General features: G+C 60.9%; 21 protein-coding genes and 1 pseudogene. 15 read left to right on the forward strand and 7 right to left on the reverse strand.

The features are described from left to right. The first annotated feature begins 63 nt into the window (after positions 1-63). Genes NKH13_RS09150 through NKH13_RS09160 form a run of 3 tightly spaced genes read left to right on the forward strand, consistent with a single transcriptional unit; the run spans position 64 to position 10,068 of the window. Positions 64-2,898, forward strand: coding sequence for a leucine-rich repeat domain-containing protein (locus tag NKH13_RS09150; protein WP_352716704.1), 2,835 nt, complete (start codon positions 64-66; stop codon positions 2,896-2,898). Positions 2,899-2,923: 25 nt separating this feature from the next. Further along, on the forward strand, positions 2,924-9,385 hold the full coding sequence (locus NKH13_RS09155) for an RHS repeat-associated core domain-containing protein (protein ID WP_352716702.1): 6,462 nt from the start codon (positions 2,924-2,926) through the stop codon (positions 9,383-9,385). 32 nt (positions 9,386-9,417) lie between these two features. Next, a complete protein-coding gene (locus NKH13_RS09160) occupies positions 9,418-10,068 on the forward strand; it encodes a hypothetical protein (RefSeq protein WP_352716701.1) in 651 nt (216 codons plus the stop codon). A gap of 502 nt (positions 10,069-10,570) precedes the next feature. On the opposite strand, the gene NKH13_RS09165 is transcribed toward NKH13_RS09160, so the two are convergent. Continuing rightward, positions 10,571-10,927, reverse strand: coding sequence for a hypothetical protein (locus NKH13_RS09165; RefSeq protein WP_352716699.1), 357 nt, complete (start codon positions 10,925-10,927; stop codon positions 10,571-10,573). On the opposite strand from NKH13_RS09165, the gene NKH13_RS09170 reads away from it, so the two are divergent. The 4 genes from NKH13_RS09170 to NKH13_RS09185 all read left to right on the forward strand — a co-directional run bounded on the left by NKH13_RS09170 (position 10,927) and on the right by NKH13_RS09185 (position 12,687). Beyond that, positions 10,927-11,136, forward strand: a complete 210-nt coding sequence (locus tag NKH13_RS09170) for a hypothetical protein (RefSeq protein WP_352716698.1) — start codon at positions 10,927-10,929, stop codon at positions 11,134-11,136. The two genes, NKH13_RS09165 and NKH13_RS09170, sit on opposite strands and share 1 nt — an antisense overlap. Before the next feature lie 172 nt (positions 11,137-11,308). After that, a complete protein-coding gene (locus NKH13_RS09175; protein WP_352716696.1) occupies positions 11,309-11,644 on the forward strand; it encodes a hypothetical protein in 336 nt (111 codons plus the stop codon). Positions 11,645-11,732: 88 nt separating this feature from the next. Next, entirely contained in the window at positions 11,733-12,023 is a 291-nt protein-coding gene (locus NKH13_RS09180) for a hypothetical protein (protein WP_352912455.1), read from the forward strand. 346 nt (positions 12,024-12,369) lie between these two features. Continuing rightward, entirely contained in the window at positions 12,370-12,687 is a 318-nt protein-coding gene (locus NKH13_RS09185; protein ID WP_502909147.1) for a DUF7674 family protein, read from the forward strand. A 57-nt stretch (positions 12,688-12,744) separates the two neighbouring features. Here NKH13_RS09185 and NKH13_RS09190 read toward each other — a convergent pair whose 3' ends face one another. Further along, positions 12,745-12,894, reverse strand: a complete 150-nt coding sequence (locus tag NKH13_RS09190; RefSeq protein WP_352716694.1) for a hypothetical protein — start codon at positions 12,892-12,894, stop codon at positions 12,745-12,747. Between the two features lie 141 nt (positions 12,895-13,035). Between NKH13_RS09190 and NKH13_RS09195 the strand changes: the two genes are divergently transcribed. The 3 genes from NKH13_RS09195 (at position 13,036) to NKH13_RS09205 (ending at position 14,141) form a co-directional block, all read left to right on the forward strand. Beyond that, a complete protein-coding gene (locus NKH13_RS09195; protein WP_352716693.1) occupies positions 13,036-13,224 on the forward strand; it encodes a type II toxin-antitoxin system HicA family toxin in 189 nt (62 codons plus the stop codon). A 4-nt stretch (positions 13,225-13,228) separates the two neighbouring features. Then, positions 13,229-13,630, forward strand: a complete 402-nt coding sequence (locus NKH13_RS09200) for a type II toxin-antitoxin system HicB family antitoxin (RefSeq protein WP_352912273.1) — start codon at positions 13,229-13,231, stop codon at positions 13,628-13,630. A 193-nt stretch (positions 13,631-13,823) separates the two neighbouring features. Next, positions 13,824-14,141 (forward strand): YMGG-like glycine zipper-containing protein, encoded by a 318-nt coding sequence (locus NKH13_RS09205; protein WP_352716690.1) that lies wholly within the window; start codon positions 13,824-13,826, stop codon positions 14,139-14,141. A gap of 476 nt (positions 14,142-14,617) precedes the next feature. On the opposite strand, the gene NKH13_RS09210 is transcribed toward NKH13_RS09205, so the two are convergent. The 3 genes from NKH13_RS09210 to NKH13_RS09220 all read right to left on the reverse strand — a co-directional run bounded on the left by NKH13_RS09210 (position 14,618) and on the right by NKH13_RS09220 (position 16,507). After that, entirely contained in the window at positions 14,618-14,863 is a 246-nt protein-coding gene (locus NKH13_RS09210) for a hypothetical protein (protein ID WP_352716688.1), read from the reverse strand. A gap of 209 nt (positions 14,864-15,072) precedes the next feature. Next, the gene (locus tag NKH13_RS09215) at positions 15,073-15,249 is read right to left on the reverse strand and encodes a hypothetical protein (RefSeq protein WP_352716686.1); all 177 of its coding nucleotides are present in this window, start codon (positions 15,247-15,249) and stop codon (positions 15,073-15,075) included. A 91-nt stretch (positions 15,250-15,340) separates the two neighbouring features. Next, positions 15,341-16,507: an acyltransferase family protein gene (locus NKH13_RS09220; RefSeq protein ID WP_352716684.1), complete on the reverse strand. Its 1,167-nt coding sequence runs from the start codon at positions 16,505-16,507 to the stop codon at positions 15,341-15,343. 441 nt (positions 16,508-16,948) lie between these two features. On the opposite strand from NKH13_RS09220, the gene NKH13_RS09225 reads away from it, so the two are divergent. After that, positions 16,949-17,248 (forward strand): HigA family addiction module antitoxin, encoded by a 300-nt coding sequence (locus tag NKH13_RS09225; protein ID WP_352716682.1) that lies wholly within the window; start codon positions 16,949-16,951, stop codon positions 17,246-17,248. A gap of 141 nt (positions 17,249-17,389) precedes the next feature. Here NKH13_RS09225 and NKH13_RS09230 read toward each other — a convergent pair whose 3' ends face one another. After that, positions 17,390-19,780, reverse strand: coding sequence for a thiamine pyrophosphate-binding protein (locus NKH13_RS09230; protein ID WP_352912276.1), 2,391 nt, complete (start codon positions 19,778-19,780; stop codon positions 17,390-17,392). A 129-nt stretch (positions 19,781-19,909) separates the two neighbouring features. On the opposite strand from NKH13_RS09230, the gene NKH13_RS09235 reads away from it, so the two are divergent. Then, positions 19,910-20,383, forward strand: a complete 474-nt coding sequence (locus NKH13_RS09235; RefSeq protein WP_352912278.1) for an Lrp/AsnC family transcriptional regulator — start codon at positions 19,910-19,912, stop codon at positions 20,381-20,383. Between the two features lie 676 nt (positions 20,384-21,059). Here NKH13_RS09235 and NKH13_RS09240 read toward each other — a convergent pair. Then, positions 21,060-21,506 (reverse strand): pyridoxamine 5'-phosphate oxidase family protein, encoded by a 447-nt coding sequence (locus tag NKH13_RS09240; RefSeq protein ID WP_352912280.1) that lies wholly within the window; start codon positions 21,504-21,506, stop codon positions 21,060-21,062. Positions 21,507-21,805: 299 nt separating this feature from the next. Here NKH13_RS09240 and NKH13_RS09245 point away from each other — a divergent pair. From NKH13_RS09245 to NKH13_RS09255, 3 genes and pseudogenes are all read left to right on the forward strand, one after another. After that, positions 21,806-22,221 (forward strand): annotated as a pseudogene (locus NKH13_RS09245) (type II toxin-antitoxin system HipA family toxin); the annotation flags it as partial. A 509-nt stretch (positions 22,222-22,730) separates the two neighbouring features. Further along, complete coding sequence (locus tag NKH13_RS09250; RefSeq protein WP_352912456.1) at positions 22,731-23,270, forward strand: sigma-70 family RNA polymerase sigma factor; 540 nt, start codon at positions 22,731-22,733, stop codon at positions 23,268-23,270. Further along, entirely contained in the window at positions 23,267-24,106 is an 840-nt protein-coding gene (locus NKH13_RS09255; RefSeq protein ID WP_352912282.1) for an anti-sigma factor family protein, read from the forward strand. Before NKH13_RS09250 ends, NKH13_RS09255 begins: the two co-directional genes overlap by 4 nt. Positions 24,107-24,111 lie beyond the last annotated feature (5 nt).

Raw genomic sequence — 24,111 nt, forward strand, 5'->3', positions numbered from 1 at the left:
CGCTAATGGTTCGGGCTGATTGACCTGCATCGATCAGCCTGGAGCCTCGAAAGGAGAAGCCAGATGAAACGCATCGCCCGATCGCTGCTCCTCGGTCTGGTCCTGCTCGTGACCGCCGGCGCCGGCCTGACCCGCGCGGACGAACCGAAGGTTGTGTTGTTCGAGGATCCGTCTCTGGAGGCGAACCGACTGCACTATCCGCTGCTTATCTCCGACGGGCGCGGTTATCGCATCCGTTGCAAGGACCAGGCTGACGAGGAAGCAGTGATTCGCGGACTTGGCTTCGCGACGGTTCCCTCGGAGGTGCTAACCGCCGTCGACAGCGCGATCGTCGCCGCGGATCCCGCTGCCAACCCGCTGCTGTGCCCGTCGGGCGAGACATATCCGATCAAGGTGTTCGCGCACGATAATGGCAGCGGCCTCGTCTATTACCTGCAATTCCCCTCCGATTTCGGCGCGACGACATTTTCCGACCGGATCTACATTCCCAGCTGCGCGCCGCTGGTCACCGAGCTGAAGCTGAAGCTCGACCAGGCTCTGAACGCGGATCCCACGCCGTTCTTCGTCGGCAAGATCCACACCATCGCGTGCCTCTCCGGCGCGCCGCTGGTCGATAAGCCGACGACCTTCGCGAAATGGTGCGTCAAGGGCGACCGCACGCCGGCTGAAACGGCAACCGTGATGGCGGTGCTCGATTCAACGCCCGGCGGGGTCTCTGCGCTCGGCAACCCGGCCGCCTGCGCCACCGCCCAGACCTTCTTGGAATCGATCGCGACGCTGAACTTGAACGGCAAGGGCGTGCAATCGCTCGAGCCGATTACAGTGCTGACGAACCTCACCAGCCTGTCGATCGCCAACAATTCGATCGCCGAGCCCGCTCCGCTGGCCAAGCTCAAGACGCTGACCTTCCTCGACATTTCCGGCAATCACATCAGCAACATCAACGCGCTGGCGCCACTGACCGCGCTGACCCGGGCCGATCTCTCCGACAACGACATCACCGACATCCGCGCGCTGTCAGCGCTGGCGTTACTTACGAACCTTACACTCGACAACAACAAGATCGCCAGCCTTGAGCCGCTGCAATTCCTGCAGGCGCTCTCGATACTTTCCATTGGCAACAATGGACTCACAGGTGACGTGCTCGAACCGCTCAGCGCGCTCGGCGGGCTGACCAGCCTCAACCTTGCCAACAACAAGATCGATACCTTCGCCAATCTCGGAAGCTTCCCCTCGACGCTAGCCATCAACCTCAGCGGCAACCCAATCGTAGCGGGCGGCGGGCAGAGCTTCGTTGACCTTTGCGTGCTGCACCGCGACGCCGCGACCCCGCTTGGGCAGACCATTCGCGCCATGGTCGAATTGGAGGGCGGCGGAACATGTTCGGCGGTCGGCAACAAGCTGCTGGCGACCACGGCGCTCGACCTGTCGTCCAAGATCGTCAGCGACCTGCGTCCGCTCGCCACCTTGCCGCAACTCACCTCGCTCAACCTCTCGAGCAATGACATCACCGACGTCGCGCCGCTCGCCGGCCTGACCAATCTCGGCATACTCAACCTGTCAAAGAATTCGATCGCTAATGTCAGGCCGCTGGCGGCGCTGTCGGGCCTGATCAATCTCGATCTTTCAGACAATCCTGTGCAAGCGACTGATTTCCTGTCGGCATGCCTGATGCGCAACCAGACCGACTTTCTGACCCCCGCGCAAGCCGCAGAAGTGAACGCGCTGTTGTCCATCTCAGGCAAGACTGTCTGCGGCAGAGCCTATGACGATCTCAGCTCACGCCAGTTCGCCGATGCGAAGAACCGTGGGTTGACCAGCGTCTCGCTCTTCCAGGTGATGGGCAATCTGACCTCCATCGACCTGTCCGACAACCAGCTGTCCGACGTCTCGGCGCTGTCGGCAGTACCGGGGCTGACAAAACTTTGGATTCGCAACAACCAGATCCCCTCGATTCAAGGGGTATTGCAACTGCGCCGCCTTGAACAACTGAACGTCGACGGCAATCCACTGTCGAACCTGATCGGCATCGGGCTGCTCAACAAGCTCACCAAGCTCTATTTCTCGAACACCCAGGTGCAATCCGTTATGCCGTTGGCGGACCTGCCGTTGCTCGACGACGCCGGAATGCGCAACCTGCCGCTGCAGTACGCCAGCTTCGCTGAATACTGCATCGTCTACCGGTTCGATTCGATCGCGCTCGGCGACTCGCGCGGCTTCATGGCGGCACTCGACAGCCGCATGCAGGCCGACCACATCGACAGCACCGATTGCAGCGCAGCGCAGAACTGGGCGCAGTCACTGACCAGCCTGACGCTGAACAAGAAGTCGATCATCGCCGTCAACCCTGTGGTCTATTTCCGGGCGCTGGGCGAACTCAACCTGTTCGACAACCTGATCACCGACGCGTCGCCGATCGCATCGCTGACGGGACTTCAGAAGCTGAACCTCGCCACCAACCGGCTGTCGGCCATCCCGCGCTTCGGCTCGAGCGGGCTCAAATACATCTACATGAATAACAACCAGATCACCAATGTCGGCAATCTGTCGAGCATGCCAGCGTTGTCGGATGTCGATCTGCGCAACAACCGCGTTTTCAATGCGCTGCCGCTCGGCACGCTTCCGGCGCTGTCGGTCGTCGATCTGAGGGGTAACCGGGTTGAGAATTTCGCTCAGGTCCATCCGGTGATCGGAAAGTCCTATCTCGGCAACAACCCGATCTGCTCGTTCCCGCAGCCGCTCCTCCAGCAAGTCGCCGAAGCCTGCAAGCGCGAGCCGTTGCGTATCTTCGATGGAAACATTCACTTGCAAGACGCGATCGCCGTCCAGCCCTCGGTCATCTGTCCACGCCCGAATTGCTTGCAACTCATCATCGTGAGCCCGCACATTCATCAGTAATGCCTGCATCCGGAGAGGTAGTCCCATGTTCGCAAAGACCTTTGCCACTCTCGCAGCCCTGACCGCCGGCGCCGCAGTACTCGGCTCCCCGGCCCGCGCCGAAGACAAATCGGCGACGTCAGTCGTGCAATTGCCCGCGGCGGGCGGCACCGTCTCGCAAGAGGAAGGCAGCTTCTCGCTGAACAACAACACGGGATCCGCGAACTTCACCTTGCCGCTGCCCACCTTGCCGACGCGCGGCCAGTTCGGGCCGCAGATGAGCCTCACCTACAGCCAGTTCGCGGGCGATACCGGCAACGGGCTCGGCATCGGCTGGCAGTTCAACACCCAGGCGATCGCCGTCAATGACGATCTCGGCACGGCCTTGCCCGGCACCAAGCCGGGCGGCGATTTCTTCTCCCGCCTGTCATACATGGGCGCTCGGCTCGTCTTTCTCGGAAACCAGAACGGCGTCTGGGAGTACAAGCCCGAATACGCCGAGGATTTCGTCAAGATCCTCTACCACACTGGCGCGTTCGACGTCGTTTCGCTCGACCTGACAGGCGGCCTGCACACCGATACCATCCCCTCAGGCTTCGAGGTGATTAATGCCAACGGAACGCGGCTGATCTTCAGCGGCGATCCGTCCGTGGCGGAGGGCAATTTCGATATAGCCGCCCCCTACGTGACGAAATGGCCGCTGGTTCTGCAGCTCAACGCCAACCGCGAAGCCGTCCGCTACGACTACCAGCGTTTCGGTGGACGCAGCTATCTTACAAAGGCCAGCTTCGCCGGCGGCCAGAGCAGCTATCAGTTCGACTTGATCGAGACACAATCGACGCTCGTCAGCCACACCAATGGCAGCAGACAGGAAAACGCCCGGCTCTACGGCAAGATGACAGCCAAGTTTAAGGACACCGTCTACGGCCAATGGTGCATGGGATATGTCGGCCGTGATACCAGTGACACGTCGAAGTTCATCGTCCGGGCGCATCCGGACTGCCTGGCGAAGGCTCAGGCCGACCTGACACCGCTTATCGATACCCAGTCGGTCAATGTGCTCGACCAGCTGCGCGTGCTTTATCGCTATGGCGACACTGGCGGCGAGGCGCTGGCGCAATCGACGCTGAAGTTCCCGGATATCCATTTCGGCTATTCGTCGTGGACAAGCGCCGAGCTGGCGTCGCGCCCCGTCGTGTTCGAAGCGCCAAAGATGGCGTTCGCTGGCGACATCCCCCCGAACAATTTCGAGTTGGCCGACCTCAATATGGATGCGCTGGTCGACATCGTGCAGAGCAAGGATGATGGCGCGACCGTGCATCTTGGCAGCGGCGACCTGAACAGCGCCTTCGGCGACACGACCCAGCTCATCCTGTCGCGTCCGACCGAGGCTGGACTGATGCGCCAGATCGCGCCACGGCTCACCGACAACCGCTTCGCTTTTGCCGACATCCTTGGTGACAGCTTCGTCGACATCGTCGAAATCGAAGATGGGTTGATGCACGTCTATGATGGCAAGGCCGACGGGACTTTCCCCTATCTCGGCCGCTCGATCCCGCTACTCGGCGTCTCGCCGACGACATTCGCGGGCGGCAATGGTCGCTTCGCCGACGTCAATATGGACAGCCTGTCTGACATCGTCACGACGCGCCTCAACGCTGATGGCCGCACCGAATGGCGGATATTCCTCAATCTCACACGGCGCCAGGCCGATGGCGGTTACAGCGTCAACTTCGGCACGCTGACCAAGGCGTTCCCATTCAACAGCCAGGACGGCCAGATACTCGGCCGCAACAATGTGCGGATGGTCGACATCAATGGCGACCGGCTGCCCGATCTCGTCGTCATCCGCCCAGCCGACCAGGGCTTCTGCCTCTACGAGAACCAGGGCAACGCCTTCTCGACGGACTCGAATGCGTTGCTGTTCGGAGATGCCGCGATCAGCGATCCGGCCTGCGGTCACGGCACCTTCTCGAAGATTGGCGGCATGCTGCCCGGCGATAGCCTCGCCACGATGTGGTACATCGACGCCAATGGGGACGGCATCATCGATTTCGCGTCTATGGGCGAGCGCACCGACCAGATGCGCATCTGGCTCGGCTTTGGCGACGGCACCTACCTGAAAGATCCGCTCAGCATCACACTCAATCTGCGGGTTCAACTCGGCACGTCGACGCAGACCTTCGGTTCGCGCGTCGCCGACATCGACGGCGACGGTCAGACCGAAATCATCGTGTTCCAGAAGCCGTCCGGCGATGAGGTGAAGCCCGTCGTCGTCATTGACTTCAACCGCACCGACACGATGCAGCTCGTCAAGGCCAACCTGCTCACGGTCGTCGACTTTGATTCTGGCCGGCGGCACGACATTCGCTATGCGACCTCGATCGACGAGATGCTGCGCGACCGCGCCAACGGCCAGCCGACGCGCAACCTGCACTTCCCTGTTGTCGTCGCCAAGCAGCTCGTCACGTCGCAGGGAATACCGGGCCAGGCTCGCGACCAGGTGCAGACGGACGAATATTTCTACCACAACCCATTCTACGACGTGATCAATCGCCGTTTCATCGGCTTCTCGGATGTCGAGAAGGTCGCCTACGGCGACGAGAACGCGGCCGGCCAGCGTGTCACGCAGCGTTCAAGTCTCGATCGCGAACAATATTACACCTTCGCCGAAACGGCGGCTGACCTGAATCTCGCCGGCAAACTGAAGATCCGCAAGACCTATGAAGTGAAGCCCGAGGCGACACTCGTTGCGAGCGCGGAGACAACCGAGACGCTTGATCCGTCGGCGGCGGCGCTGCACTCGCTGTCGACTGCCACGCGCAGCCAGAAGCTGCCGACGACCGGCATGATGCTCAAATGCGAGGCTTCGATTTGGGAAGCCCACCCGAACGGCGACGGCTCGTCGTACCTCAGGAAAGTCAAGGAAACTCTAACCGAGTCCGCCGGCGAGGCCGAACAGCAGGAACCAGCGGATCCCGAATGCAAGGATCCGGTTAAAACCCAGACCTACACGGATTTCGACGAATTCAATATGCCCGCCTCGGAAACGGTGCAGGTTCGCGATATCCCGGGACCCGCGGGTTTGACTGTCCAGGGCTTTAGCCGCACCACCCAGACCGGGTATGCGCAATCGCGGGCCGATCTCGCCGCGCTCAGCATTGTCAACGCCGCATCCGAGCGCCGTATCCTTACCGGAACGCGACTGCTCAGCCGTGAAAGCTTCACCTATCTAGCCGACGCGGGCGGTCGCATGGGCACCCGCACGCTCGAAGTCTTTTCAGGCCTCAGCAGCTTGCCGGCGTCGCTCGAGCAGTTCCGCAACGCCACCCGCACGCTCACCAAGAGCATGGCCTATGACGTCTTCGGCAACACCACGGCGCTGTCGGACGACCTAGGGCAGACAGAGGCCGTTCTCTACGAGGAGACCGGCACCCTGCCGCTGAGTCACACCAAAATGGCGGGTGGTGCGTCCGAGCTCAACCAGGTCACGTCTATGACCTACGACGGACCACGGGCCGGAGCTGTGCGGACAATGACGACTCCCCTCGGCATGGTCGTCACCAACGACTATGACGCGCTCGGCCGCAGGATCCACGAGGAGGCAGCCGACGGTGCGGAGAAATTCTACAGCTACAAGATCGGCGAGAGCGGCCTGCCCTCACTGATCCTGACATCGAAGCGCCGCTACAAGAGTGCAACTGAAACGCCGGAAGGCGAAAGCGAGTTCATAGCCGAACTGGCGGCTTATAATGCGCGCGGGAACCAGGTCGCCGATCTGGAAAGCGTTGCCGAGGGGGGCGTGCGGGTCCGCAACTTCGCGCTTTACAATCGTAACGAGAAATTGGTGTTCCGCTGGACCCCATTCGTCGTCAGGAGCTTCGGCGGTGTCGACGACCTGAACCTGCAGAAGGTCTTCGACCTCGGCGACGTTCCGCGCCCGGATCACGAAATCGGCAACGCATATACATACGACGCGGCAGGCCGCATGGTGCGCGAGTCCTACCCGTCGGGCAAGCTTTCCGAGATGACCTTCGGACCTTGGGGAACGCACACAATCACGACCTATGCCGATCAGTTCGACGGTACGGTGCGGAGCGAGGAATATTCGCTCAGCAACGAGAACGGAGTGACCGGCTTCATCGCCGCCAACGGCGACGGCGTAATGCACATCTCCCGCTTCGTGCGCGATTCCTTCGGCTACTTGAGCGAGATTTGGCTGCCGGGCGAAACCGCTGCTCGACGGCTAGTCTACAATTCGGTCGGCGACATCGAATTCCAGTCGATTCCCGGAATGGGCGACCGGTACGCCTTTTACGACGCGCGCGGGCGGCAATCAGCGATCGCGCGCGTCGGCACGAACGGCGAAGCTTCCGTGCAGACGTCCACCTACGACTTCCTCAACCGCAAGCTCACTGAGGTTGACGATGGTGTCCTCCATCTTGAATACCGCTACGACCGGGGCGTCGACATCGCCTCTGCGGACGGGTTCGAACTGCCGATCGCATTACCGCTCGATAAAATAACCGAGGTCATAATCCACGATCCCAATGGCCTGTTCGACGCCGTCGAACGCTACGCCTACAATGCCAATGGCCGTATGACGGCCAACGAGGTGGAGATCAACCACGCAAAATATGTCGATCGCTTCCATCACACGCTCGATGGCCGGATTGACTCATCGATCGGCCCACGCGGCCTCGCGTCGAAATTCGCGCTTGGACCGGACAAGAACCTCCGCTCCGTGACGGTATCCCATCCAGACTTCGCCGGCCCGCAGAAAGTGATCGAGAACATCACCTACAATCCGGAAGGACGCATCGAGCGCGTCGACTACCGGCTCGGCGCCTTCACGCAGATGACCTACGATCCGACGACGCTGTTCCTGACGCATATTGTCTCGCAAGCGGGAGGCGTTCCGCTGCAGGACCTGGCGATGGCGTTCAATTCGAACGGCTCGATCACACAGATCGTCGATGCGCTGGGCAGTGGTGCCGGCGGCGCGACCCACGTCGATCGCTCCGGCAGCTTTCACTACGACTTCAAGAACGAGCTCGTGAGCATCGATCGCTACGGCAAGCATGCCGAATTCGGCTATTCGCCGGCCGGCACCTTCGCCCGCAATGACGAGCTCGATCCCGGAGCAGGGATTGTCCCGGCGGCAGCCAGCGCGACCGGCCTCATTCCGGCCGGCAGCGCGTCGAAGCCATACGGTTTCGACGGCTTCGGTCAGCTGGCGACGTCGCCGAACCTTACCGGCACTGTCTTCGACATCAACGGCAGGCTCATCCGAGCGCAGACCGCAACGAACGACGTCTTTTACGGCTACGACCAGACCGGTCGGCGCCTATACAAGAAGGTCGCCACTCCGGACGGATCGAAGCCTGACCAGCTTTATCTCTATCCGGTGGAGACATTCGAGGTCGGCCCAAAGGGCGAGGAGAGCTATGTCAACATTGCCTCGACCAAGTTGGTGCGGCTCGAGCACGGTACCGGCAAATGGTTTTATTACCTCAAGGACCATATTGAGAGCAGCGACTATGTGATCGCCTCGGGCGGCACCCCGGTGGAGCAGATGCTCTATCGGGCATACGGAACCGAGCACAAGCCGGAGGTGCTGGCTCCTGCCTGGGCCGATCACTTGACGGATGTTTCGGGCGAGTTGCCGCGCGAAAAGACGCACCATCGGTTCACCGGCAAATATCTCGACGACGATACCGGGCTCTACTACTTCGGTGCCCGCTACTACGATCCGGCCCTTGGCCGCTTCGTCTCACCCGACCCGCTCTATGTCGGCGATCCTGAACGCTGCACCGGCAACCCAACCTCATGCAATCTCTTCGCTTATGCCAACAACAATCCGATGGCCTATATCGACCCGACAGGCCTAAAGGAGATCGTGGCCGGCGATGCCGCCTACCGGCGGCAGGTTGAGGAGGACATCCAGCGTACCGACCCGACTGCCCGAGTCGACAGCAAGACCGGCGAGGTTTCGCAAAGCTGGCTCCACGGCGCCTGGCTCGACGTCAAGGACTTCTTCGTGCCCGGTACCGGAATGGATACAGGGCGCGAACTCACCAAAAGGATTGTCGACAGCCCGGAAACAGTGACGATCCAGAACGTCGCCGGCCGTACGGGAACCGATCTCGCCGATCCCACGAAGAACCCGATGACGACACCGGGAGGGGCGATCATCTCTTACGATCCGGCCGCGGCCCGTATCCGCACGTCGAGCGAGTTCGACAAGTCGACCGGCACGGTCGCGAAAAACCCGGCCGACCCTGGCATCGTGCTTGCCCATGAGCAGATCCACGCCTCCCACATCCAGGCGGGGCAGATCTCCGGCATGGGGCCAGCCACCTATAACGGGCTGGATGGAAAGCCGCATACCTCTATGGACGAGGAAGCGCGGACCGTCGGTGTCGGCGGAACGCCGCGGCCTGACGACATAACAGAGAACCAATTGCGCGACATGCTCGGCATCAAGCCGCGCAACCACTACAACTGATTCGCGGCAACGTAGAAGGACGGAGGCATGACATGCGAAACTTCCCTCTCCTTACGGCGGCCCTGGCCGGGCTGGCGATGCTCGCCACCGCGGGGGCGCTCGCCCAATCCATGAACCCGCAGATGAAGGAGCCGCAAGCGATTCCGCTCGATTTCCTGACCTGGATCGATCGCGACTCAGACTGGCTGCAGAAGCAAATTGCAGCACTTGGCGGAACTGGAAAGCTCACCATCAATGGCGGCATTCTGGAGACGACAGACCTTGATACCTTGAGGGCAGCCAATCGCATCCGTGCCTTTGCCTACCTCGCCACCAAGGGCCTGAGGCCTCCCTATTTCGATCTGACGATCGCTGCGGGTGATGCGACAGCGCGGTGCGTCACACAATTCCCCCGCAGCATAGCGCCAGGCATCGGTCCCATGGATTTCGCAAGGAAGAGTTTCCCGGCTGACGCTGCCGACCAAACCGAACTGAAATCCTGCACCGTCGCGGGTAAGGGGGGAGACTATGCAGGGCTTGACCGGGCGAGCTTTCGAGATCGCTACTTCGACGCCTCCGGCACATTGAAGCCGGAATTCCAGGACCTCGGCTCCGATCCCGCGTTCAAAGCCAAGGCCATCGATGAGGGCTTCTTCCTGACGACGGAGGACTATAGCGGCCAGTTGCAGCTGGACCTGCGGTAGACAGCTACGAGGTAGCAGCAACAGCCGCGAGCGAATGAGGCTGGCCCAGACGCTCGTGGCCTGCTGCCTGAGTCAGGCACCGCATCGCATGGCTCGGCAATCTGCGCACTCTACTGTCTAACAGATCACTAAAATGGCGAGCTGGAGGTGCCGCTCGTGGCATCGCGACTTAGTGCGAATCGTCGCAACATGGCGCTTCTGGCCACAATCGACGATGAGCAGCATGTTGGCCTTGGCGCGTCCAAGCTGTCCATCGGCCCCGCTGTGGTCATATCCGCGTGGAATATTCCTCCGGGAGTGGTAGAAGACCAAGGTTCGGCACGCGGTAGTCAGGCTCCTTCTCCGCGACAGCGGCCAGCACCCCGTGCAATTTGTCGAGTAGCCCACAAAGTTGCCAAAACAACGGGCCGTTTGCTTTCAGGTTGAGTTGCGCAGAAAGCAGCGCGTCGCGGCGGCTTAGTGCCTCCCTTATGATCTCCTCAGCGTGCCGAGCAACAGTCTGTCATACCGGCTTTTTCGTCTGCCCATGCGGCTCTCCTTGGCTGTAAGCACCCGCCCCACCGCCGTCAAAATAGGAATCTATTCCTCGTCGAGTCAATTCGCTCTTGACATTTTTGTTCCGTTTTTGTTCACTTCGCAAAGAGAAGGTTTGGAGCAATGGCCGTGGACCACATTGTGAGCTGGACAGCAAGAAGCTGCGCTGCAGGCGATCGCCGACAAATTCATCGCCCAGCACAAGGGCGACGCGGTGAAGGCGCTCAAGGAAATGATCGTCCTCAATGGCTATCTCTAAGACCGTCTTGACGAACTCTACGAAACTCTCGGCTCCGCGTCGGGCAAACAGTAGGAGGAACGACAATGGGCATTATTCGCCTGGACGCTGAAGCGAAAGCCGAACTCCATTCTGAAGCGGTCAAACTCATCGCCCAATACGACAGCCCGCTTGAGACCGTAAAGGCGCTCATGGCGTATAACTGCGAGCTTGAGACTAAAATTCTGGCCCTCGCTCACCGGCACCCTGGACTCGTGGCGTTCGGTTACGACGACACGCCGCCAATCTTGGGATGAGCCATGAAGGTTGGGACCATGCGGCCCGATGGCTATGGTGATGACGGCGAGCGACTCAGGTTCTTCGAGATGCACATGAACCCGGATGATTCGCGACAAATAGGCCAACCTCGGCCGAGCCAGCCGGTGACGATAGCTCGCTTGTTCGCAGCATGATGGGGTCGAGTTGACGATGCAGGATCTTATCAGCTTTTTGGAAACTAACTCCGCGCTGATGCTGGCCAACCCGGCCGCCTTTGCCAGTTTTGCCGTTCTTTTCGGAGGAGGCGGATTTGCGGTCGGCCGCTATTTGTTGACCGAGCGTCTCGCAAATCTGGAAAGTCGCATTTCCAGGCGTGACGAGGAAATCGCGGAGTTAAAAACCAGGAAAGTACAGGATGACGAACCGTCGATGGTGCCCATAGTCGGCACTGCTGCAATAGGCCCAATCAGCCGAAGCGACCCTGTAGCTCTGGCCATCAGACGAGCCCGACGCACCGGCCCGGCAACCGCAAATGAAGGACGATGAGCGTACTGAAGGCCAGCCATCCTCTCCAAAAAGCGCCGAAAACCGAGCAGCAGGGCGAAGGCCGGATGCCATACACCGAGTGATACCAATGACACGCCGATCTGTTGCTGAAGATCTCGAAAGCGCAGCTCAGCGCATAGCCGACATGTCTCGCGCGGATTTGCAGATCCTCCTGCGTCGCGCTGCTTTGATGCTCCGAAACGTCGATGGCGTGCCGCTGGAGTCCGCGACCGTAGATGCACTCGATTCCATAGCAGCTGAGATGAAAATCGGCAGGCCAGATCTTATTCAGATCATTTTGCGAGAATGGCTGGAAACGAATGCCTATTTGCCGGTTCGGGCGATCGACGAGGAAAGCGAGACGGACGGGAGCGCGTAACTACCCTCAGCTAACGTCGACGTCCGATCGCTGACCGATTTTCCGTGTCTTTCGAAGTGTCCTGTTCAAAGCGACCGAGAAGTCGAACGCGCAAGCTCTCACCCTGCTGCCGTTCCAGTCCACATAGGAGGCGAAAACGCGATCGAGCCTGTCAGGCTTGGTCCAGCCATTGGTTCAGCGAGGTTGCGATTGCCTTCGGAAAGACCGTCAAACCAGCTTTTGGCGACAGGGGCGGACCCGTTGTCTCAGTTGGCCGGTGGCGGCGCAAGGTGCCCGCTGGTGGCACGCTGCCGCGCGAAAAGAGGCAGCATGACCGGAGAGAACGAGGCCGCAGATCTCACCTTCGATGGCTCGAACATGTTCGAGCCGCCATTCCGTGGGCAGCGGGACCCGTTCCCAGGACGAGTGGTGCGATGGGCCGGAAGAACCGCCGTGTCTCGCCGTGTCGAAGCTAGCACTCCACCTGATCCACAATCTCGAGGTCGGAGAGACAGATCGCTTCAGCGACATTTTCGATCTCGTCGAGCGCTGGAACGTCGAAGGCAATCGCCACGTGAGGGAAGCCGCGACGGGTTGCTCGAAGATCTGCAGAACGCGAGCCTGCATCGCAGCACACCCCGACGATCTCAGGCCATGGCTGCGGCCTCAGTCGGCTATCTGGTGAATGAAACTCTACGCCATTCTGGTCCGACAGAACGCCATTGGTCTAAGCCAAGCGGCCTCAGGCACTGTCGCCCCAGTTCCCCCAGAGTAGTGTAACCGGCACCGGCTCATTGAAGGAGAAGACGGTTCGGTAGGCGCCGCCCTGCCCGATCGTCCTGGCGGTAAGCCCCGCCTGGCGGGGCACGGCCGGCTTCTCTGGCGGCGGCACGCGAAAGCGTCCGGGGAAGACCTCGGGTCATCTGGTTTCTCCATTTTTGAGGAATTTGAGGAAGGTTCAACTGGACCGCGGCATGTAATCTGCGGCAAATCTCATGGACATTTGGGTCAGCTGTGTGTATATATACACAACATGAAGAGCGCCGATGTCATTCACAGGCTGTTGGCGGATGGCTGGTACGAGGTGGCTCGAAAAGGAAGTCACGCCCAGTTCAAGCACAAAGCCAAATCGGGCCGAGTGACAGTACCGCACCCTAAGCGAGACATCCCGATCGGCACTCTCAAAAGTATTGAAAAACAATCCGGCGTGAAGCTGAGGTAGAGAAATGCGCAACTACATCGGATTGATCCACAAGCAAGCGGACAGCGACTTCGGCGTCTCCTTTCCCGATTTTCCGGGCCTGGTGACGGCTGGCGTCAGCCTGGATGATGCCCGCGCTATGGCCGAGGAAGCACTGGCCTTTCATGTCGAGGGGTTGATCGAGGATGGCGAAGCCATTCCCGAGCCGTCCTCCCTCGAGGAAGTGATGTCGGACAGGGACAATCTGAGCGGTGTCGCCATTCTGGTTCCCGTGAAGGCCGAAGCGGCGAAGGTCGTGCGTGTCAATGTCACCATTCCGGAAGATGTCCTCGACCAGATCGACCAATATGCGGTGCGCCACGGCTACAGCCGATCGGGATTTCTGACCGCTGCGGCAAAAAAGGTGATGCAGATCGAGGCAGCGTAGCGCCTCGAAAGTCGACTTGGGATGAAGCTCTGTGGTCTTGTTCGGTTACATTTCTTTCCGAACCGGAGTTGTCAGACAAAAACAACCATGTCTCATTTCGTGAGGCACGGTGCCTATGTTCCGCCGCAAATGCGACCGTACTTGGCAAATCAGCCTGCGTATTAGTTCATAAACTTCAAGGGAGTATCAGACGATGACCATGTCCAGAGCCATTGCCGCCATGTTCGTAACCGCCGCGCTGGCAGGCTGCGCGCAGACCGAAGCACAGCAGAGAACCAGCACCGGTGCGCTGCTCGGCGCCGGCGCCGGCGCGCTTGCCGGCCAGGCGATCGGCGGCAACACCAAGAGCACGGTCATCGGTGCCGGAGCCGGCGCCTTGCTGGGCGCCGTCGTCGGCAACGCCACCACGCCGCAGCCGCGCAGCGAACAGCTTTGCCGCTATCAGGACCGCACCAGCGGCCGCATCTACACCGCGCCCTGCGACGAGCGCTATTACAACGGCGATTATTGACCGTTAACGCTTCTCCCCCGTCACAATTTTGGGGAGAGCGCCCCACCGGGGGTGAGGGGAGGCGCGGTTCTGAAATGCTGGCACCGCCCTCACCTGCTTGTCGGCAGATCTCTCTCTGATCGAGGCTCTCGATTGGGGCCTCGTCGAGCACGGCGAGCGCCATATTGGCGATGTCGAGCGGGGTGATGGCCATGGCTCAGGCCTCCGGCTGTGTGGTTGGTCGGGGAAAACGGGGCATGGTGCCTCCACGGCAAAAAGCCGCTTCAATGCGGCTGGGGATTTCTTGTGATTTTGGGTTGGGCAGAACGTTGCACGTCTCGTGCTCGGGGGCCGTCACGACGCCAACCGCCCGTCAGGAAATGGCGTGGCAGATGCTTCGTCAGCCGTCTTTTTCCCATTCGAGCAAGGAAGACGGCAATGCTTCGGCAGTTTCAGGACACCGCCGCGCAACGCGGCGATGTCTTGCTTGGATTGTGTCAGCCGATGCGTGCGCTGGTCGAGATCCCTGTTTCGGCTGACTTGGCAAAGACGCTTGCTTTCACCCTTCCGGCACCTCCCGCCATAGCCAAGCCCTTTTCCAGGGCATCCTGAAGAGCTGGTGTGTAGTAGGCGGTGTTTTCCAGGCCGCTGAAGAAGTTTATGCGATGAACTTCCCCCTTCTTGCTCATGACAATGCCCGCTTTTCGGAGCACTTCCTGAACTGTTTTGTACTTCACGTTCATAGTTACCTCCCCTGCCGAGACAGTCAGCATCGCCCTTTCTTGTAACTGTTTGGTGCCGCCGATTGGCCAAAGGGCAACATGAATGTTGTAGCGAACCCCAAAATTCACATCACTCTGATGCAGCGCAGCGGGTGAACTTGGGATTCCCCACAGTGGCCGACCTGGCGTCCCGAAAGAGTGGGACGTCTGACGCCCGCCCCTTCGCCCGATCACGCCTCGGTCGTCTTCAGCGCGATGAACGTAATGCGCTTGAGGCTCGAGGGCGTGCGGTCCCAGTTTGCCGCCAGTGCCAGCTCGGCATCGGTGGCGAATTCGCCGAACCCAACGATCGGGACGCGCGGTTCAGCGAAATGCTGGTGGCGGCGCTCGCCATCAAGATGGCGCATCCGTTGACTTACAAGGCCAGTATGATTGACGTCGCCCGCAGCCCCAATGACAGGGCGCTGGTGCAGCTCGAAACCCCCGTCTGGCGGCTGGTCATGGGCCGGGCTTGACCGCCTCGAGCGCCGGGGTCCGCCCAAAGCGCTGCATGACGAAACGGCCCATCTTCTGGCCGGGCACTTCGATCAGCGTGTAGGTGATCCAGGACAGCAGGCACACCACCGGCAAGACGACGGCAACAACGATCGCAAACCGCACCGGCGCCGACAATTCGTGGCCGAACCGGGTGATGACCAGAGCCGCCACCGGCTGGAGAACCAGCAGATGGATCAGATAGATGCTGAAGGAAAGCTCACCCATCAAATGAAAGAACCTGTTGGCGAGCGTCATGGCGATCTTTCTGGCCACGATGCCCATCATTCCCGGCAGCATCCGGTAGAGAACCAGGGCAAAGAAACCCACGACGAGCGCTTCGCGCATCAAAAACTTGCCAAGCCCGTAGCCGCCGCCGAAGGGCAGCGCGGCCAGAGCCATGGCCAATGCCAGATATGCGAAGGGCCGCTTCTGCCTTTGATGGACGACGCCCGCCAGCAGCATCCCGCACAGGAAAATCTGCATCTTCAGCGGCAGGAACGACGGCATCGGAAAATGCACCGATAATTGTCCCATCAAGAACACGATCGCGCTGCCGATCGCGGCGACAAGGATGGCGCTCCATATCCAGTCAAGCCTGCGCACCAGCAGCATGACCGCCGGGAAGAGTCCGTAGAACTGCATCTCCAGCCCCAGGCTCCAGTCGGGCAGCGGCGTGCGATAGGCGAAATTCGGCACCAGGCCGAACAGGAACAGCAGATGGGCGCCGATATTCTTCAGGCCGCTGTCGAGATAACGCTCGGGCGCCTGCGGCGACCGCAGCAGGAACTCGTCGATGACCATCCTCGACTGGTAGAGATAGGGGCCAAGCGCCAGGGCAGCGAACAGCATGACATAGAACAGCGGCGCTATCCTGAAATAGCGGCGGGTCCAGAATTTCAGCCAGGTTTCCGGCCTTTGCCAGGGCTCCTTGTCCTGGCGCAGCTGGTAGTGGAACACCATCAGGAAGCCGGACAGCATGATGAAGAGATCGACGCCGAGATCCGGTTCGCCGAGGATGGGAATCTGCCAGCCGGTCAACAGCAGGCAGTGCCCAATCAGCACCCAGATCGCGGCGAGCGCCCGAAGCCCGTCCAGGCACTCGATGCGCGATGACCGGCCTTCCGTCATGCCGAACTCCTCGATGGCCATGTTGCAATGCAGCATGGCGGCTGAGGGAGGAATGTCAACCGCGTGGAAGGAACACGATTTGCGCTCGGCTGTTACGGAAAAACGTTCAAGGCCATGATTTGCATGCGGTTGACTGCCATCATCTATAATGACGATTAGGTTCGGTCACAGAACCAATGATCGGAGCTGCACTCGAACGACGTGCCGGGCCAAGCGTCATCGGACGTTGAGCCGGACACCAATTGCCCCGCTGAAAGGCAATCGTGCCGGTCAGCATTCGATCCGCATCAATGATCAATACCCTGTCTCTTTCGGTGGGTAGACGGGGGCGGCAGAGGATGTAGCAATCACCGACTATCACTAAGCATATTGCGACTGTCGATGCCCTTGCCAAACAATCTAGACAAAACCAACCTATCGCTCACTGCCAGGAGCTTAACAATGTTGAACCTTGACATTCCGATCCATCCGGGAGAAATCCTTCGCGAGGAATATCTCGCACCGCTTGGCCTGAAGCCCTATACGCTGGCGAAGAAGCTGCATGTACCGCGCACCCGCATTGAGCGCTTGACGCACGAGGCGACCCCGATCATTCCGGATACCGCACTGCGCCTGGCCAAGTTCTTCGGCACCACGCCGCAGTTCTGGATGAACATGCAGGCCAGCTATGACCTCGCCGTCCAAGGCCGAGCGAAGCAAGCCGAGATTGCTGAGATCGAACAGCTCAAAGTCGCGGGCTGAACAGTTTTGCGGTCACGGCACCCGACTGGAGACGAAGCGGCCTGGAGCCGGCATGGCGACGAAGGGCCAAGCAGGCGAGGCCGCATCTTGGGCACAATATTCACCCTTCCGGTCTGCAACAGCCGTCAACGACATCATCGGTCAATCCAGCGCGCGCAGATAGCGGATGGGGCGCCCACCAGCAATCCGGTCGGCGGCTGTCGCTATCGAATTGGCGTCGATTCCGAAGTGCCGGTAAAGGTCACCGATTGTCCCCGACTGGCCAAAGTGCTCGACGCCGAGACTACGTGTGCGATGGCCGTAGACCGAGCCCAGCCAGCCGAGTGCCGCTGGGTGGCCGTCGGCGACGGTGACGATCGCACAATGGGATGGAAGATCGGCGAACAGCCGTTCGACATGGCTCCTGGCATGAAGAAGGCCGCGCTCGCGTGCGCGGCTTGCCGCAGTCCAGCCTGCGTTCAACCGATCGGCCGAAGTTACCGCCAAAAGACCGACGTCGCGACGATCCTCGGCCATCATGCCGACCGCCTCGATGGCTTCCGGCGCGACGGCGCCTGTATAGGCGACGATCACCTCGGCATTCGGGCCAGGATGCCGCAGCCAATAGCCGCCGTCGACAATGTCCTGCTCGAGCTCAGGTTCCATGGTACGAATGATCTGCTCAACCGGGCGCGTCGAGAGCCGCAGATAGACCGAGCCGCCGGTCTCGTCGCGCAGCCAGGTGCGCTCCGACTGCACGGCGTCGCCGTCGCGCTGCATATAATCCAGTGCAAAACGCGCGATGACGCTTAACTCATCGACGAATGCCGGCTCGTAAGCCGCAAGCCCGTCCTGCGCCATGCCGATCAACTGGGTGGCGATCGACTGATGCGCGCCACCTTCCGGCGCCAGCGTGACGCCCGACGGGGTGGCTGCAAGGAGAAAGCGCGCATCCTGGTAGCAGGCATAGTTGAGCGCATCGAGACCGCGCTGGATGAACGGATCGTAGAGCGTGCCGATCGGCAACAGCCGTTTGCCGAAGACCGAATGCGACAACCCGAGGGCCGACAGCAGGATGAACAGATTGTTCTCGGCAATGCCGAGCTCGATGTGCTGGCCGGAGGGGCCGAATTCCCATTTCTGCGCCGAGGCTATGCGTTCACTGCGGAACGTGTCGGCGAGCGAGCTACGCGCAAACAGGCCGCGCCGGTTGACCCAGGGGCCGAGATTGGTCGAAACGGTGACATCGGGCGACGTGGTGACGATTGCGTCGGCAAGCGGCCCGCCGGCCCGTGCAATCTCGTCCAGGATCCTGCCGAAGCCTACCTGGGTGGAAACGCTGCCCTTGGCTTCCGGGCCGAGACGATCGGGGACGCGGATGCGTTGGGCGTGCCGGCGGCGTCGGCCTTTCGCGGCAAAAGGCACCGCATCGAGGAAACGTCGGAAATCAACCTTGCCAATATCCAAGCCTTCGAAGGCATCCCACTCCCGCCCCTCACCGATCGACATCGAGGCGCGAAAGACTGCCATCTGATCCTTGGTCATCAGCCCGGCATGGTTGTCTTTGTGGCCGGCCAGCGGCAGGCCGAAACCCTTGATGGTATAGGCGATGAAGCAGGTCGGCCGGTCGTTGCCGCGCGCCGTCTCGAAAGCTTCGATCAGGCACTGCAGGTCGTGACCACCGAGATTTGTCATCAGCGCGGCGAGTTCGGTTTCGGATCGCCGGTCGAGAAGCGATTTCAGGCCCGGCTTTTCGCCGATATCGGCAAGCAGCCGCTTGCGCCAGGCGCCGCCGCCTTGAAAGGTCAGTGCCGAATAAAGCTGGTTCGGGCAGGCGTCGATCCAGGCCTTCAGCGCCTCGCCGCCCGGCTCGGCGAAGGCGGCCTCGAGCAGCGAACCATATTTCAGGATGACCACATCCCAGCCGAAATTCCTGAAGATGCTTTCGAAGCGTTCCCAAAGTCCTTCGCGGACAACGGCATCGAGGCTCTGGCGATTGTAGTCAACGATCCACCAGCAATTGCGCAGGCCGTGTTTCCAGCCTTCGAGCAGCGCCTCGAAGATGTTGCCTTCATCCATCTCAGCATCGCCGAGCAGCGCCACCATGCGGCCCTCGGGCATGTTTTGGTCCCGGGCGCCGAGATAATCCTGCACAAGGGAGGCAAACAGCGTCTGCGCGACGCCGAGACCTACGGAGCCGGTGGAGAAATCGACGTCGTCGACATCCTTGGTCCGCGACGGATAGCTTTGCGCGCCACCGAAGGCGCGAAACCCTTCGAGCTTCTCCCTCGTCTGATTCCCCAGAAGATACTGGATGGCGTGAAACACGGGCGAGGCATGCGGCTTCACTGCGATGCGGTCGTCCGGCCTCAGCACTAAGAAATAAAGTGCGGTCATGATCGTCACCAGCGAGGCCGAGGACGCCTGGTGTCCGCCAACCTTTAGCCCGTCGGCGTTCTCGCGCAGGTGATTGGCGTTATGGATCATCCATGTCGACAGCCAGAGCACCTTCTTCTCCAGCGCCGAAAGTGTCTCCAGTTTTTGTTTGTCCATGCTGCAAGACTCCCGGTTGCGATCGTCGCAATCCTAGGGCGGAGCAAGAACCGATTGTCGCTAAACTTGCATGAGATTGGCAGCTGCGTTAGCTGGTTTCAGCAATATCGACCAATGGAGTAACGTTCCATGCCAAAACGCCGACTGGACGATATCGACCGAAAGATCATTGCCGCGCTGCAGGTCGACTGCAGGATGACGGCGCAGCAGCTTGCCGAGCGGGTCGGACTTTCGGCCTCGCCCTGCGCCCGCCGGGTCCGCCTGATGGAGGATATGGGGGTGATTACCGGCTATGCCGCCCTGATCGACCAGGACATGGTCGATCTGCCGATCTCGGTGTTCGCCTCGATCAAGCTTGAGCGCCAGCGCGAGAACGAGCTGAAGCGGTTCAACGCAGCGATCGCACGCTGGCCGGAGGTGGTCGATTGCTATCTGATGACTGGCCAGCGCGACTATTTGCTGCGTGTGGTGGTGCGCGACCTGCACGCCTATGAGCGCTTCCTGAAGGAAAAGCTGACGCGGCTCGATGGCGTCTCCTCGATCGAGTCCAGCTTCGCGCTTGCGCAGATCAAGCGGTCGAACCGGCTGCCGGTCGAGACATGATTTTTTCGAGCGAAAGGGGAACCGCATCTCGCTTCGGAGCAAGTCGGCAATATGGGTTCGGAACGGGCCAACACTGTTTGCGAGGTCGGCCATTTCGCCTGGCTGCAGTTGCATTTTATCCACCATGCTTGCAGCGATCACATGGAGGATCTTCTCTTGAGCCTCAATGCTGTCAACGGGCTTTTGACGAATCAGCTGCCGGCGCGCGGATCGCTCAAGCAACCGACTGGCCACTAAACCTACCCAGCCGATGGCTCGGGAGGGCCAGTATTTGGCGGCCCTGCTCCTTTAAAACCTGTCTACGGCGGCCAGAAGGCGTCGATGCCGCTCAACACAGCAGACCATGGCATTAGATCGATCTGCACTACGAGGAACGCCGGCTGGCGGCCCGGCCTCTGCAGGCTGATGCAAACGATCGGGAAGTCCCACTGATCCGCGTCGGATTGTGCTCGCGAGACTCCGGGGTTCTGGTCGCTGCGCTGTTGCCTCGCCATTGTGCGTCTCGACCCAAGTTCGCGATCTATAGCTTCCCCTTGCCACCGGCACGTTGGCGATCATCGGCGCCAATCGAAATGTCGAGCTGAGATTTCAAAGGCTGAAAACGATCGGGCCGGCGCAATCCACTGTCGGCCAGGTGCTTGCGTTCCGTGCAACGCGTCATCTGCCGTAAAACAGCCTATTCTATTGCCTCCCGGCCCGACACCTCTTCAACGAGAATCCGGAAGAAGACGGGCGGCGAGCTGTCTGACACGGGAGGTGTGATCGGCCTGAGCGCGCCAGGCTCCCACCAGTCCGTGTGCTTGCTCAACACTGCCCACGCATGACTGCGTTGGAACTCGTGGCCGGTCCGGTCACTCAGTTCTTCAAAGCGGCCCTCGACAATGACGCTTCTCCATCCACGTCCTTGGCCGTGTTCCTCGACCTGGGCGCACACCAAAGGATTGGCTCTCATCCATTCGATCTTCTTGCCTAGCAAGGAAAACGCATAGAGGTGAGTGTCAGCGTAGGCGTAGTTGAAACACACGACGTAGGGTTGCCCGTCCTTCGCGCATGCCAAGTGGCCGATACGATTGGCCGCCAGCAACTTCGTACATTCCAATGAAGACAGCGTGCGGATCAGCATCGATGCGATCTCCTCTTTCTCGCCACTGACCCCACAATTTCACACCTTGGCAGCTGCACTTCAATGACGTGGATCAAACTGCGGGCCGCGCTCGTTCGGGCAGATCGTCAAGAGCCGGTGCCGAGTAGATGAGAGCCCCAACGGTGGCATGATGGACAGTGATGGTGGCGCGTCCATCACCAATGTGCGCGTATGCTGACCGAGACAGATGCCCCTTGACTCACGTTAACGGGCGTCGCGGCGACCCCGCTGGCGTGGAAGCCACCATCGCTGCGCAAGGGCCCCCGGCTCCTCTGACGATGGCTGACTTCGAGGTGGACGTCGATCTGCGACGGCCGCACGCGCCCGATCGGCGCATGGCTGCAGGATCCGCACCCTTTCGCTGGAGCCGGCATTTGTACTGATGCGTGGTGCCTTTGGTCCTACTGCCGGACTGGCGACCTTCGATTCCATAGGCGATTCGGCGCCGGATAGCGGGTCGTCGCCTATGCAGCGCGCCGCATCGCCGAACGCGAAGGTGGTGCCCGTTCGCGCCCTTGCGAAAAGCGACTACCTGCTCGGCGCAGCCGAAGAGACGCGGCTTGGCGCGCTCAGCTTCCGCTGGCTTGGCGACGACGGTTTCCCGGGCGATCCGTACCGGGTTGCTGCCCTAATCGAACCTCGTCGGTTGCTCCAAGTCGCCGAGCGGATTCTCCGGAACGAGGATACGGATGAGGGCCGGCTGCGGGTGGCATCCTGCGCGAGCGTAGTGCCGGCCCCAACATTGCCGTGAAAAGAATAAGGCACCCGGGAATAAACCGCGTCCTGCCCTGGTCTTCCATGCATACGCTGCTGATTGACCCCGAAGGAGCACCACACTGCAAGCCCCCACACTGACGAGCGCCACCCCGTCGGTCGACGGATTCTGGGGCCCCTAGAAGGCGACAGGTTTGTCGCCTTAGGTTGGTTGGCTCCGCCCCAGTTCATCGTGAGACCCTGCTCCGGTCGGGGTAGAGAATGCCCGGTGTTCGCGGGTGTGGTCCTGATCGTGAATGCGGCAATCCTTGCGCTCCATACGTTCGAACGCATGCATGGTTGCAGTCCAGAGTGTGATTGACATCGATGAGACATTTGCCTTCACATTCGCGGCTGGCGCCCCGGCAAAGTTCTGCCGGATTCATTCGCAAGGAACCACCCTTGCCCCACGAGCACTCAAGGCGCGGCGCATATGACAGCGCACCCACGCTGAGCAGCAATGCGCAGGCCGACCGCTTCGGCGAAGTGGTGATGCCTCATCTCGCCGACGCACTTTCCCTTGCCCGTTGGCTGACCGGCAATGCCACGGACGCCGAGGATGTCGTGCAGGACGCCTGTATGAAGGCGCATGCAAGCATCGCCAGCTATGCCGGCGGCAATGCACGAGCGTGGCTGCTCACTATCGTTCGCAATTCCTGCTACACATGGCTGGCGCGAAATCGGCCGCGCAGCATCGTGTCCGTAGGTGACCTCCAAGATCTCGACGAGATGAGCGCCGCACACGCAGCCGATGTGCCCGAAAGCGAAAGCCCGGAGGCAAGCCTCATCGCCAAGGCTGACATATCGGCCCTCGAATCGGCGATAGCCGCCTTGCCGCAGCCGTTTCGCGAGACGCTCGTGCTGAGAGACATCAATGGCCTCGCCTACCGCGATATCGCGGCCATGCTGGGCGTGCCAATGGGTACGGTGATGTCACGGCTGGCGCGAGCGCGCGGCCTGCTGATCTCTGAACTTGGGAGGGCGCAATGAACGCGCACAATGACGGGTTGCCCGAGGACGCTGCAGGCATGAACCTGATGCTGCACGCGTTGGTCGATGGCGAGCTTGACGCCGCAGCAGCAATAGCGGTCGAGCGTCGCATGGCCGCCGATCCCAGTCTCGCGGCCGAACATGCCCGCATCGTTGCCTTGCAACAGGTTTTGGGTTCGCTTCCGAAGCCGAAAGCAAGCGACGCCCTCAGCGCACGCATCGCAGCCATGGCCGCCGCCGACAACGTGGAGGTGCTGCGGCCCAGGGCGCCCCCGGCACAGGCGAAGCCCGCACGAACGGTGTGGTCGGCGCGAAGCTTCGGCTCATTCGACTGGCGTGCCATGGCGGCCTCGATCATGATCAGCGCCGTGCTGGCCAGCGGAGCGACGCAATGGGCGATGCAGCGCGCGCCCGACAGCTTTACCGCCGGCGTGGCCAGCGGCCATCGTCGCAGCCTGCTCGCGACCAGCCCGGTAGATGTCGTCTCGTCGGACCGGCACACGGTAAAGCCTTGGCTCGACGCTAGGCTCGGGCTTTCACCGCCCGCGCCGGACATGGCCAAGGAGGGATTTGCCCTCGTCGGCGGCAGGGTCGAGGTCATCGGCGGCCGCCCGGTGCCCGCACTGGTGTATCGCCATCGTGAGCACTTGATCACACTTGTCGCCGAGCCTCAAAATGCCGGGGCGGTAACCGAGCCGGTCGATCTTTCGGAGGGCGGCTTCTCGCTGGTGCAGTGGAGCGAGGGCGCCTTCTCCTATTGGGCGATTTCCGACATGGAGCGACCCGAGCTCGACGATTTCGTGGCGCGCTTCCGTGTCGCCGTCGTGACCGGCTGATATCC

It is taken from the genome of Mesorhizobium sp. M1348 (assembly GCF_040317925.1).
Lineage (GTDB): Bacteria > Pseudomonadota > Alphaproteobacteria > Rhizobiales > Rhizobiaceae > Mesorhizobium.